This window comes from Streptomyces sp. NBC_01689 (assembly GCF_036250675.1).
GTDB lineage: Bacteria > Actinomycetota > Actinomycetes > Streptomycetales > Streptomycetaceae > Streptomyces.
Map to the genome: position 1 here is coordinate 9,427,444 of NZ_CP109592.1, position 12,661 is coordinate 9,440,104.

Annotated in this window: 12 protein-coding genes; all 12 read left to right on the forward strand. The window is 71.9% G+C overall.

What is annotated here, in order from left to right:
- The first annotated feature begins 131 nt into the window (after window positions 1-131).
- The 12 genes from OG776_RS40385 (at window position 132) to OG776_RS40440 (ending at window position 12,604) form a co-directional block, all read left to right on the forward strand.
- Window positions 132-1,391, forward strand: coding sequence for a nucleotide sugar dehydrogenase (locus OG776_RS40385; protein WP_148011383.1), 1,260 nt, complete (start codon window positions 132-134; stop codon window positions 1,389-1,391).
- A 197-nt stretch (window positions 1,392-1,588) separates the two neighbouring features.
- Window positions 1,589-1,744 carry a hypothetical protein gene (locus OG776_RS40390; RefSeq protein ID WP_159765597.1) on the forward strand — a complete coding sequence of 52 codons (156 nt, stop codon included), beginning with the start codon at window positions 1,589-1,591 and terminating at the stop codon, window positions 1,742-1,744.
- A gap of 112 nt (window positions 1,745-1,856) precedes the next feature.
- The gene (locus OG776_RS40395; RefSeq protein ID WP_148011382.1) at window positions 1,857-3,218 is read left to right on the forward strand and encodes a protoporphyrinogen/coproporphyrinogen oxidase; all 1,362 of its coding nucleotides are present in this window, start codon (window positions 1,857-1,859) and stop codon (window positions 3,216-3,218) included.
- Window positions 3,215-3,913 carry an AAA family ATPase gene (locus tag OG776_RS40400; RefSeq protein ID WP_187285774.1) on the forward strand — a complete coding sequence of 233 codons (699 nt, stop codon included), beginning with the start codon at window positions 3,215-3,217 and terminating at the stop codon, window positions 3,911-3,913. Before OG776_RS40395 ends, OG776_RS40400 begins: the two co-directional genes overlap by 4 nt.
- Complete coding sequence (locus tag OG776_RS40405) at window positions 3,910-4,794, forward strand: glycosyltransferase family 2 protein (RefSeq protein ID WP_148011380.1); 885 nt, start codon at window positions 3,910-3,912, stop codon at window positions 4,792-4,794. Before OG776_RS40400 ends, OG776_RS40405 begins: the two co-directional genes overlap by 4 nt.
- Entirely contained in the window at window positions 4,791-5,942 is a 1,152-nt protein-coding gene (locus tag OG776_RS40410; RefSeq protein ID WP_187285773.1) for a hypothetical protein, read from the forward strand. The genes OG776_RS40405 and OG776_RS40410 overlap by 4 nt, the downstream gene beginning before the upstream one ends.
- On the forward strand, window positions 5,920-6,960 hold the full coding sequence (locus OG776_RS40415) for a phosphotransferase family protein (protein ID WP_148011379.1): 1,041 nt from the start codon (window positions 5,920-5,922) through the stop codon (window positions 6,958-6,960). The genes OG776_RS40410 and OG776_RS40415 overlap by 23 nt, the downstream gene beginning before the upstream one ends.
- Before the next feature lie 166 nt (window positions 6,961-7,126).
- The gene (locus OG776_RS40420; protein ID WP_329323548.1) at window positions 7,127-8,128 is read left to right on the forward strand and encodes an NAD-dependent epimerase/dehydratase family protein; all 1,002 of its coding nucleotides are present in this window, start codon (window positions 7,127-7,129) and stop codon (window positions 8,126-8,128) included.
- 159 nt (window positions 8,129-8,287) lie between these two features.
- Window positions 8,288-9,379, forward strand: coding sequence for a radical SAM protein (locus tag OG776_RS40425; protein ID WP_329323820.1), 1,092 nt, complete (start codon window positions 8,288-8,290; stop codon window positions 9,377-9,379).
- Window positions 9,380-9,392: 13 nt separating this feature from the next.
- A complete protein-coding gene (locus tag OG776_RS40430; protein WP_329323549.1) occupies window positions 9,393-10,370 on the forward strand; it encodes a hypothetical protein in 978 nt (325 codons plus the stop codon).
- 32 nt (window positions 10,371-10,402) lie between these two features.
- On the forward strand, window positions 10,403-11,407 hold the full coding sequence (locus OG776_RS40435) for an aKG-HExxH-type peptide beta-hydroxylase (RefSeq protein ID WP_329323550.1): 1,005 nt from the start codon (window positions 10,403-10,405) through the stop codon (window positions 11,405-11,407).
- Between the two features lie 12 nt (window positions 11,408-11,419).
- Window positions 11,420-12,604 carry a hypothetical protein gene (locus OG776_RS40440; RefSeq protein WP_329323551.1) on the forward strand — a complete coding sequence of 395 codons (1,185 nt, stop codon included), beginning with the start codon at window positions 11,420-11,422 and terminating at the stop codon, window positions 12,602-12,604.
- Window positions 12,605-12,661: the final 57 nt, after the last annotated feature.

Sequence of the window (12,661 nt, forward strand, 5' to 3'; positions counted from 1 at the left end):
ATTCCCATTCCGGGTTCGTATTTCCGCAATTCCTTTGTAGTGGGACAGGCGCTTCGGTCATCCTGCAGAACGTGCCGCATCCGCGGTGGGATCGCAGAATCCTCTTCCTCCGGACGGAAGGAGTCGGGGCCGTGGCGGAACAGTACGACCTCGCTGTCGTCGGACTCGGTTACGCCGGGCTGCCCCTGGTCGTCGCGGCTGCCCGCAACGGCATGCGGGTCGCCGGTTTCGATCTCGACGCCACGCGAGTCAGCACCCTGGCCCGAGGGCTCAGCCACGTGGACGACATCTCCGACGAGGAGGTCGCCGAGGCACTGGCCACGGGCTTCACCCCGACCACCGATCCGGACGTCATCGCCGGGGCGGCCGCCGTCACCATCTGCGTCCCCACACCGCTGCGCGGCTCGGTCCCGGACCTGACCGCCGTCCTGGACGCCGCCCACCTGGTGGCACCGAGACTGCGCGCGGGAGCACTCGTGGTCCTGGAGTCGACCACCTACCCGGGCACCACCACCGACGTGCTGCTGCCCGTACTGGCGCGGCCCGGCCGGGTGGTCGGCGAAGACTTCCATCTGGCGTTCTCCCCGGAGCGCGTCGACCCGGGGAACCCCGCCTTCGGCCTGCACAACACCCCGAAAGTGGTCGGGGGAGTCACCGCCCGGTGCGCGGAGGCCGCGACCACCCTGTACGAACGCATGGTGCAGAAGGTGGTGGCCGTCAGCACTCCCGCGGCGGCCGAGCTCACGAAGCTGCTGGAGAACACCTACCGCCAGGTCAACATCGCGCTCGTCAACGAGTTGGCGGTGTACTGCGACGGGCTCGGCGTGGACGTGTGGGAGGTCGTCGCCGCGGCCGGCACCAAACCGTTCGGCTTCCAGTCCTTCTGGCCCGGCCCCGGCGTCGGCGGCCACTGCATTCCCGTCGACCCGGGATATCTGGCCTTCAGCGGACGCTCCGCCGGCCGCCCGCTGCGGCTGACGGAACTGGCACAGGAGGTGAACGACGGGATGCCCGCCTATGTCGTGGACCGCATCGCGCGTCTGCTCAACGACCGTGGACGCAGCGTCCGCGGCACCAAGGTCCTGCTGCTCGGCGTGACCTACAAACCGGACATCGCCGACGGCCGCGGTTCCCCCGCGGTCCCCGTGGCCGAACTGCTGCTCGACCTCGGTGCCGAAGTCCGGTTCCACGACCCCTATCTCAGGACACTGCGGCTGAACGGGCGCAGTCTGCCCACGGAGACCTCGCTCGACGCGGCGGTCGCCGACGCCGATCTCGTCGTGCTGCTCCAGCCGCACCTCGACTACGACCTCCCCGTGATCGCGGACACCGCGCCGCTGCTCTTCGACACCAGCGGCCGGACCGTGGGCGCGCGCGTCGTGCATCTCTGAGCACCCGCACACGGAATGACCCGGTCGGCTCCGGCTGAGAAATTCGGAAGCCCGCCGGGCCATTCGCATTGCCGGAAACGGTGGTGCGTATTTCGGAAATTGCGAGACCTTCATTTCGTTGATTCCGCGGCGAAGACGCTGGTAATTTCATTCCGGGGAATCAACCGCTTCCCCTGTGGAAAAGGAAGAGGTACACCATGTCCGAGAAGAACGAGATCTCCTTCGACGCGTTCGTCGACGCCGTGAAGTCGTACGACCTGGAATCCGTCAGCGCCAAGGACACGGCCCACTCGTCCGCGGTCTCGGTGAAGCCGTGGGAGCACGTCACCGAGCAGACCTCGGACGCCGTCTGACCTGCGTCGTCCCACACCGGCGGGCGGTTGCTCAGCGGCCGCCCGCCGGCTCTCTTCCCCCCCCGCGTCGGTCCCCACCCGGGGCGGCGCCCGCACTGCGAGGTGGCTCGTCATGCTCAACACGTCCCCGTGGGCGGCCCGTGCGGACCGCGAGGTGGAGTCCGAGGTCCTGATCCTCGGGGGAGGACTGGCCGGGCTCGCCGCCGGGTCCCTCCTCGGCCACCGCGCCACCGTCGTCGAGGCGCAGGAGCGTCCCGGAGGTCTGGTGCGCACCGAACGCATCGGGGACTACTGGTTCGATCGCGTCATCCACCTTCTCTACTTCAGCCACCCTGATGTCGAGAACCGGGTGCGCGCACTGCTGGGCGACGTGCTGCAACCCTGTCCGCCCGACGCCCGGGTCGAGACCGCGCGAGGTGCGACCCGATTCCCCGTCCAGCTGAACCTGAACGGTCTGCCCGCCGAGGTGCGCACCGCGTGCCTCGAGGACCTGCGGAGCGCGCAAGAGCGGCCGGCGGCGCCGGACAACTACGAGGAACTGCTGCTGAGCTCCTTCGGCCGCACTCTGTGCGAGCTGTTCTTCTTCCCGTACAACCGCAAGCTCTGGCGGCGTCCGCTCAGCGGTCTCTCGGCCTCCGGATTCCACTGGAACCTGACCCGGCCGAGCGTCGCGGAGATCGAGCGCGGCGCCAACGCCCCCCGGCCGACGGGTGGTTACAACGCACGGGGCTGGTACCCCAGGCCCGCACGAGGCGACTGGCGCGGTATGGAGGTGCTGTCCCGTGCCCTGGCCGGCCGCGTCGGCGACCTGCGGCTGCGGCACGTCGTCACCGCCGTCGACCCGGACTCCCGCACGGTACGGACGCGCTCGCCCGAAGGCGTCACCGACTTCCACTACACGCGCGACTGCCTGTCCACGCTGCCACTGCCCACCATCGTGTCGCTGTGCGCGCGGGCACCCGCCGCCCTGGTCGAGGAGTGCGGCGACCTCCCGCGCAACCGGGTCCGTTCGGTGGCCCTCGCCGTGCGCGGGCCACGCCCCCGGGACACCGGGCACTGGCGGTACTACACCCGCGAGGACGTCCCCTTCACCCGCCTCGTCTTCATGACGGAGTTCGACCCGGACATGGCGCCCGCCGACGGCTGGGGCGTCCTCGCCGAAGTGCTCGAACCCTCCGAGGGGCCCCGCGCCTCGGACGAGTCCCTGGTGGCCGACGTCCGGCGAGGCGTCGCGGAGGTCGGACTGCTGGCTCCCGGCAGCCGGATCGTCGGATCGAGCGTGTACACCTCCGACCCGGGCTACGTCGTCTTCACCGATGCCACCCGGGAGACCACCGCCGAAGCCACCCGGTTCCTCACCTCCCGCGGCATCACCCCGCTGGGCCGCTACGGCACGTGGACCTACTCCTCCATGTCCCAGGTCATGGAGGAGGCGTTCGCATGGGCGGCCGAGAGCCCGGCACTGACGGCATGACCCAGACAGCAGACAGGGAGATCTCCTTGCCCAGCACCACGAACCACGGCTTCCTCGCGCTGGAGGGCGTCGACGGATCCGGGAAGACCACGACCGCACGCCTGATCGCCGAACACGTACGGGCCCAAGGGCGCCCCCTGTCCCGCATCGGACAGCACTCCTGGCTCGACCCGCAGGCGGCCCGCGTCATCATCGACGTACGCGAGGACCGGCCCCACCGCCACAGCCACCAGGACATCACGCGGGCGTACTTCCGCGACAAGCAGCTCCAGGCCGGCGCCATCGGTCAACTCCTGCGCGACCGCAGCGTGCTGTCGGACCGGTACATCTTCAGCGACGCGGCGTACCTGGAGGTTCTCTACGGCATCCCGGCCCGCGAGACCCTGGACCGCCACCACGCGCACGGCACACTCCTGCCCGACCTCATCGTCTACCTCGACGTCCCCGTCAATCTGGCCGCGGACCGTGTCGTCGCCCGCGGCAAGAGCATGCGGCACTACGAGAACAGCTACACCCTCGACAAGGTCAGCACCGTCTACCGTTCCCTGCTGCTGGACGACCCGCCGCCCTACCTCCCCCCGGTCCACGTCTTCCGCAACACCACCGGTGCGCACGAGGACAGCCGGCTCCTGGACCTGTTCCGCGCGGTGGACGCCCCTCCGGCGCCCCGCCGCCAGTTGCTGGAGACGTCGTGAGCCGCGTCGACGTCGTCCTGCCCTGCCACAACGCCGCGCACTGCGTCGGGCGGCAGCTCGCCGCCCTCGGCCGCCAGCGCACCGGCACCGACTGGGGACTGGTGGTCGTCGACGACGGCTCCACCGACGACCTGGCCGGTGTCGTCGACAGCCACCGGTCCGTGCTGCCCGACGACCTTCGCATCGTCACCCGCCCCCGGCGCGGGGGCACCGGCGCCGCACGCAACACCGGCGCCCGCGCCGCCCGCGGCGACCGCCTGCTGTTCCTGGACGCGGACGACGAGATCGCCGACGACCACATCGACGCGATGGCGACGGCGCTGGAACAGGCCGAACTGGTCACCGCCGGCATCGACTACCGCCGCCTCAATCCGCCCGGGGTCCTGCGCTCCACACCACCCGACCAACTCTGCGACATCCTGACCCCCAGCCTCTTCCGACCGCATGTCCTGGGAGGCCTCATGGGCATCTCCCGCGACCTGTTCGACGAACTCGACGGCTTCGACGAGAGGCTGCCCGCCCTCGCCGACGTGGACATCTCCTGGCGGGCGCAGTTGGCCGGCCGCACCATCGGCGTCGCCGACACCGTCGTGTCCGTCAGCGTCCGGAGCACCCACCGGGGCAGATTCCGCCGCGGCAGGTTCCAGGGCCGCGACATCGTCGCCCTGCGCGCGAAATACGCCCCGCACGGGATCGCGCCGACGACCTGGCGCACGCACCTGAAGGACTGGCTGGCGCTGCCCGCGGCAGTGGCGCGCGCGGGAGTGCGGGCCGCCCCCTCCGCACTGGTGTGGGAACTCGGCTGGCAGGCGGGGGTCCTGGGCGCACTCCGCACCCCACTGCCGTCCCCCACCCCGCTTCCGACGCCGGAGACGCCGTGATCCCACTGTCCCGAGGACTGAACCCGCACGAGACCGCCCTGGCGGAACCCCTCGACCCGGGCGAGCCTCCATTCGAGCTGCTGCACGGCAGTCCGTCCTACATCAACGTGCTGGACGCGCTCGGCGCCTGGGAGGCGGTCCGAGCCCTGCGGGACCACACCGGCACCGAGGCCTGCGCCTCCTTCAAGCACACGTCCCCCGCCGGCATCGCGCTGGGCCTTCCCTCCGTACCGGGCGACGAGGAGTTCCTCGACTCCGGCCGGCTGCCGTCGGGACAGCTCGGACGAGCCGTCGTACGAGCCCGGAGCACCGCGCCGAAGTGCTCCTACGGCGATTTCGTCGCGGTGTCCGGACCGGTGACGACGGAAGCACCCCTCTTCGCCCACGCCATCGGGGTCATCGCCCCCGACTTCACCCCCGGAGCGCTGGCGGCGCTGTCCCGTTTCAACGGCGGCCGGTTCATCGTGCTGCGCGGGAACCCCGCCGGCCCCCGGTCCGCCGGGAGCACGCCGGTGCCCGAGACCCTGGAGACGGCGGGACTTCGGCTGACGCGCTCGGCGGCACCCCTCTCCGGGTTCGCGGGCGGCGTGCGGACCGAGACCGGCACGCCCGGCCGACCGGAGGACCTGGCCGTCGCGGTGACGGCGGTCCGGCACGCGCAGTCCAACGCCATGGCGTTCGTCGTGGACGGCGCCACCATCGGTATCGGCATGGGCCAGCAGAACCGCCTGGACTGCACCCGCCTCGCCGCCGCACGGGCCCGTACCTGGCAGCGCCGCCACCACCCGGACGTCCTGGGCCTGCGTTTCCGGGAGGGCATCGGCCCGGCGGAGCGTGCCGTGTGGCGGGCACGCCTCGCCGAGGGGGACCTGACGGCCTCGGTCCGCGCCGAGCTCGCCGACGTGCTGCTTCATCCGATCGACGCCGAGACGGAACCGGACTGGAGCAGGACCCCACCACTGTCCGGAGTCACCCTGGCGGCCGACAACCATTTCCCGTTCGTCGAGGTGGTCGAGCTGGCAGCCCGTCTGGGCGTCACCCAGCTGGTCACGCCGGAGGGTTCGACGGACGCGGGCGCCCTGCGTGACGCCTGTGCCGAGCACGGTATGAGCTGGGTCGTGACCGGTGAACGATTCTTCCGGCACTGAAACCGGCGAGGGCATCCACGGCGCCGGCGCCGACAGCGGCCCCGTGGCCCGGCCGTGGCGGCTGCCCGGCTGGAAGGACCGGACGGTCGCCGCTCTCGACACCCAACTGGCCTCGGCCGGGCTGCGACGCACCGGCCCGGCCGAGGTCGTCAAACGCTGGACCCTCTCGGTCGTGCTGCGCTGTGCGACCAGCGGCGGAGTCGTCTTCCACAAGCGGTCCCACCCGTCCCTGGCACATGAGGGCCGGGTGCTGGCCGCGCTGGGTGCCCGCGACCCCGTACGGGTACCCGCCGTCGTCGCTCAGGGAGCACCGTACGACGGCTGGTGCACGCGGGAGGTGCGGCTGAGCCCGGGCACGGATTTCCCGCAGGACGCCCGGGGCCGCGCCCTCGCCGTGCTCTCCGGCCTGCAGCGCGACTGGCTGGGGCGATCGGCCGAACTCACGGCCCTGGGCTGCTGGTCGCGCGCCCCGCGGGCGCTGGCCGACCTGGTCCCGACGGCCGCACGGCACGACTTGTTCGGACCGGCCTCCCTCCTGCCCGGCGCGCTGTCCGCACGGGAGTGGAAGCGGTTCTCCGAGGCGTGCGCCCGACTGCCGGAGCTCTGCGCCGAGCTGGCGGCGGCACCACCCGGCGTCACCCTCGTGCACGGCGACCTCCACCCGGGGAACTGGGGCATCGCGCGGGACACGGGCCGGATCGTGCTCCTGGACTGGGCGGAAGCCAGTGTGGGCCACCCCTTCCTGGACATCGCGGCCGCCTTGCGGAGCTGTTCCGACGCCGGCGCCCACGCCCGCGCTCTCGACCGGTACTTCACGCACTGGGCACCCCTGATGTCGCGCGAGGAGTGCCGGGCGGTGTGGCGCCTCGCCGAGCCGGTGGCCGCCTTCAACCAGCTCGTCACCTACACGCGCCTGCTCGACGAGGCGGAGCCGCACGAGCGGGCGGACTGGGCGCCGCGCCTGCTGTGGTGGGCGCGGAGGGTGCCCCGGACAGTCCGCCGAGCCCGCCATCGGTGAAGCGCGGCAGGCCCAACGACTCCCGATCGAGCACTGGTCGCCGCCTTCCGCATCCTCCGTCCCCGAACGGCGCTCCCCCCGGCACGACTTCGGATCCCAGGTGACGCACCGTCAATCCCAGCCCCCCGAGAGCCCTTTCCCGTCCCACCCCGAAGGAGACACACGTATGTGGTCCGACACTTCCAAGGCGCAGCCCGTCCTGGTCACCGGAGGCGCCGGGTTCATCGGCAGCCGCCTGGTACGCCTCCTCGCGACGGCGGGGCACCGGGTACGGGTCCTGGACGACCTGACGACAGGCCGGGCGGAGTCGGTCGCATCCCTGCCGGGAGTCACCCTGGACCGAGGCAGTGTGCTGGATCCGGACGCGGTGGCGCGGAGCGCGCACGGCACCCGGCTCGTCCTGCACCTCGCCGGGATCGTCGGCATGCGGCTCGCCACGGGGCAGGCCGAGCACGCCTACGCCGTCGGACACCACGGAACCGCGAACGTCCTCGCGCACTCCGGCGATACACCCGTCGTCCTGGTGTCCAGTTCGGCCGTCTACGGACTCAGCGACAGCACCGCCGCCCTGCGCGACGACGTGCCCGTGGACCGGTCCGTCCCCCTGGCCTACGACAGCGGGACCCCGGGCTACGCGACCGGCAAGTGGGAGATGGAACGGCTCGGCCGGGAAGCCTCCCGCCACCGGCCCGTGCTCGTGGTACGTCCCTTCAACGTCGTCGGGCCGGGACAGCGGGGCCGCTACGGGATGGTGCTGCCGACCTTCCTCCGCCAGGCGACGACCGGAGGGCCGTTGACCGTACACGGCGACGGTACGCAGCGCCGCTGCTTCACGGACGTCGACCAGTTCACGCGCCGGCTGCTGGAGCTCACCGACACCGACGCCGCGTGGCAGCCGGACGCGAACGTCGTCAACATCGGTTCCACCACCGAGACGTCCATCGGCGACCTGGCCCGCCTGGTCCTCGACGCCACCGGCAGCACCGCCGACGTCGTACACGTGCCCTACGAGTCCGTCTTCCCCGGACGCACGGACGTGACCGGCCGGGTGCCCCGCCTGGACCGGCTGACGGCCGCGGTCGGCGAGACCGAGTGGCTGTCCGCCGCCTCCCTCGTGCGGAAGACGGCACAGGCCCGGCGAGCCGGCTCGATGTCCGCCACGAGGTGACATGCGGGTTCGCGCAAGAAGAACCCCAATTCGTTGACCGCATATGCGCGAGCACGAGAATCTTCCCGAAGACATTCGATGCGGAGGAGTCGCACGATGGAACTGCAGCTGCCGGCGCCCGGGGAAACCATCTTGGCGATGCTCAAACTCCCAGGGGAAATGTGCAATATCAACTGCCATTACTGCTATGAGCGCCGCAAGCCCTATCCCAATGCCCTCATGCTGAAGCCGGAAGTACTGCGGAAATTCCTCGGTCTGTGCGAAGGACGGCCACTGGCGGTCGAACTCCACGGCGGTGAACCCCTGCTCATCGGCCGCCGCAAGATGGGCGAGCTCTTCGCGGAGCTGCGCCGCTACGAGGGCGCCGTGACGGTCTCCATGCAGACCAACGGCATCCTCCTCGACAAGGCGTGGCTCGACTTCTTCGACACCGAATGGCCGGACATCGAGATCGGCATCAGCCTCGACGGCGACGAACAGGGCAACGCCCACCGGGTCGACTTCCGCGACCGCCCCACCTACCGCAAGGTCACCAAGGCGCTCGAGCTGATGGCCTCCCGGGGGCGCAACGTCGGCGTCATCGTCGTGGTCACCCGCCGTATCCTCGGCCGCGCCCCGGACGTGCTGGACTCGCTGAGCAAGTTCGAGGCGGTCAAGGTCATCAAGCTCTCGGGCTGCCTGGACTTCAACGTGAAGACGAAGGAGTACCGGACCCCCAACCGGCAGTCGCTCCAGATCCTCAACCCCGACGGTGTGGGCATGCCCGGCTGGGCGACCACCCCCGACGAGTACGCCGACTTCCTCATCGAGTCGTTCGAACACTGGTCGGCGACCCGCTCCTACGGCTCGTACGTACTGGAACCCTTCTTCAGCGTCATCCGGTCCCTGTCCGGACTGCCGACCAGCTACACGAGCTTCAGCGACCGCAAGGAACCCTTCGTCGTCACGCTCTACCCCGACGGACGCATCGGCAGCTCCGACGAACTGAGCATGCCGGGGGCGCTGCTCGGCTCGGTGGACACCGCCACCGGGATGGACGACCTGCTCACGCTGGACAGCAACCCCCGGCTCCGCACCGACCTGTCCGCCCTGCTGAACAAGTGCGCGGGCTGCTCGCACGAGGCGTCGTGCCGTGGAGGCGCCCTTCCCGACCGGCTCCGGTTCGAAGGGACGGGCTTCGAGGAGGACTACTGCGACTACCGGCGCAAGGTCATCGACCATGTCGCCGCGGCCCTGCCGGCCGCGGCCTGAGAGGGCGGAACCCATGTTCCTGCTTCCCGTCATCGACGACGACGAGACCCAGAACCGCTTCTGGAACGCCTCCCTGGACGGCCGGGCCATCCACTCCTTCCTGCTGTGGGTCGAGCCGCACAGCAACGCCTGGGCCCGGCGCGCCGCGGAGGGCGCCGGGGGAGCGGCGTCGGCGGTCACCCTCGACGAGACCCCCCACGCACTCGGCCGTGCCCTCGTCGGACTCGCCGTGAGCCCGACGGTGACCGTCGACCTCGCGGAGGCGAGCGCCGCGACGGGCAGCCCGGCGGACGGCCCACGGATCGCGGTCATGACAGGCACGGCCGAGGACGGCGCCCTCCGGCTCCGGCCGGCCGGGCAGCGGGACCGCGAGGCCACCGCCGCCGCCCGCCGGATCCTCGACGGGGCCGGCCTCGGATATGTCCTGGACCTCGGCATAGGGGCCGTCGTCCTCGGCGACGACGGGGACGGCCTCCCCTCCGCCGGGACCACGGAGCTGTGTGACGTGGCGTGGCCCGGCCGGCCGGGTGCGGACCCGGGCGCCTTCGCGGAGGCGCTGCTCCGCGAAGGCGCCCGGTCGTGGACGAGGCAGTGGCTGCGCACCGAGGAGGCGGTGGGCACGCGCCGCGAACACCTCCCGGCGGCGGACCGGACCTGGCTCGCCGACGTCCTCGCCGACTCCTTCGCCTTCCAGCTGTACGACCGGCTCGCGGCGCGGGAGCCCCGGGACCCGGCGTCGCCGGTGGCCCGGCGCCGGCAGGAGATCTACGACGCACTGCGCGCCCTGCGGGCCGAACTGCCCGACCGGGTGGGCCGGACGGTCGGCATGGGCATCGTCGCCGAACTGATCGGAACGACCTACCCCTGCTGGAACCGGCGGCAGTTCGCCGTCAAATCCCCCTTCGACTACATCCGCGAGATCAGGCCGCTGACGGACGCCGAGAAGGCGGAGCACCTGAGCCGGTGGGCCGCCCCCACCGCCGTACGCTGACCGCACCCGCCCTGGAAGGACCGGGAACCACCATGATCCAGACCGAGACCTCCGAGACCGCCGGACCCGACACCGCCGAGGACGGCACGTCCACCGCGCTGCTGCGAGCCGCTCTCACCGAACGACTCGTGGAACACCGTACGGACCGCGCCCGCACCCTCGTGGCCAGCCTCCGCGAACTGGTGCCGGCGACAGACCTCACCGGCCCCGACGCGGCCCCGGACGCCTTCGACAACGCCGTTCTGCACCACGCCTTCCAGCAGGCACGGATCGCCGCACGGACCCGCGACGCCGACCGCGCGATGCGGGCCGTACGCCTGTGGCAGAACCGCGCGGCGCTGCGTGCCCGGGCCGTGCCCACGGCGGTCGGCCCCGTCCTGGTGGTACGGGCCGAGGACTGCGCCGCCGTCGACGACGACCGCCTCGGCAGCCAGATGTACCTGCTCGAGAACCTGCCCGAGCAGGACGCGGGGGAGCGGGAACAGATCGCACGCACCCTCAACCGGGCCGTGGACGCCGCACTCGCGGTCGGCAGCGACGTGCTGCGCTCCTCCACGGCCGTCGTCATCCGGACCGGGACCGTCCCGCTGGGCGCGACCTGCCGCAGCTACACGTTCGACTTCCTGCCGAGCACCGTCGTCCTGAACTGGACCGACGAACCGCTGCGCCTGGGCGAGACCCTCGTCCACGAAGCCACGCACTCGTGGCTCAACGAATCCCTCGCGTCCGAAGGGGTGGTCTTCGAGGACGGCGGACCCCGGTTCCACTCACCGTGGAAGAACGAGGACCGCCCGGTGTTCGGCATCGTGCACGCGGCCCTCGCCTTCGCGAACGTCATCCACTACCTCTCCCGCATCCAGCCGGCGAGCGACGACGGCTCCCAGTTGGCCGCCGTCCTGCGCCGACGCCTCGAGGTCGAACTGGAATCGCTGGAGATCGGCCACGCGGCAGCCTCGGAATGCTTCGACCAGGTGGACAGCGACCGCCTCCGTGCCTACCTGCGCTCCGCGGTCGCCGACGCGCGGCGCGCGGTCTGAGGGCGGCGACCCGTGACGGGCCCGCCGTACCGCAACCCGGGCACACCACCCGGCCTCACCGCCGAGGATCTGCGTGACCCGGTGCGGACCCTGCTCGCCGAACCCACGGCGCGCGTACGCGACTTCGCCTGCGAACCGATCGGCTACGAGAGCTGGAGCAGAGCGAGCGACGGCCTGTACGTGGTGCGCGGAACGGCCTCGTCCGACCAGGGTGACCACACCTGGGAGGCCGTGCTCAAACAGATCCGGCACCGCCGCTGGCAGCCGAGCCGCCATGACCTGGCCCGTCAGATCGACGACGGGGGCGACGGCCCGGGGGACTGGGCGTACTGGCGGCGCGAGGCTCTGGCCCTCGCCTCGCCGGTGCCCGGCACCGCGGCCGGCCGCTTCGCGGCGGTCCGGTGCCTCGGCATCGTGCCGCTGCCGGGAGACCGGATCCGCCTGTGGCTGGAGAAGGTGGACGGAAGGCCCGGCGACGACTGGGCGGCCGGTGAACTCCTCGACAGCGCCGAGGCCCTGGGAGGCTTCCACGCCCGCTCACAGCGGCAACGGTCCGCCGACCGGACCTGGTGGTGCAGGCCCTTCGTGGAACAGGCCGCACTCCAGGCCCGGTTCACCCTGATCGAGCGGGCCGCGTCCGCCGCGACCTGCGCCGACCCGGCGCTGCGCAGGCTGTTCCCGCGGACGACCGTCACCGCCCTGCAGTCTCTCGCGCGCGGCCACGATCGGGCCGTACGCACGCTGCGGTCCCTGCCGGCCGGTCTGGTGCACCGGGACCTGACCCCCCGGAACCTGTTCCGGTCCGGCGGGCGCACGGTGGCGGTCGACTGGGGCCAGGTGGGGCAGGGACCGGCCGGTGAGGACCTGGCCACCCTCGTCCTGTCGTCGGCGGCCGCCGCGCGTCTGGGGCCCGAGGACACGCTCGCCCTCGCCGGAGCGGCCGCCGCGCGTCATCGCGCGGGGGCGGAAGCGGCCGGCGGCCCGTACGACCCGGACTCCGTCGCGCTCGCGTTCAGGCTCGTGGCTGCCTACCACTTCGGACTGCCGCTGGTCCGGCTCGCCGAGCGACTGCTCGCCCGGGACGGCGCGTCCCGGCGGCAGGCGGCGGAGGACGCCGACACGCGACGTCGCGCCGACGTCATGACGACGCTGCTGGAGGCGGCACAGCCGGACCTGCGGGACCTCACGCGCCGGTGAGGCCCGCGGGTCCCGCCGGGGGTCCGCCAGGACCTCAGACGGTGTCCGTGGGTCGCA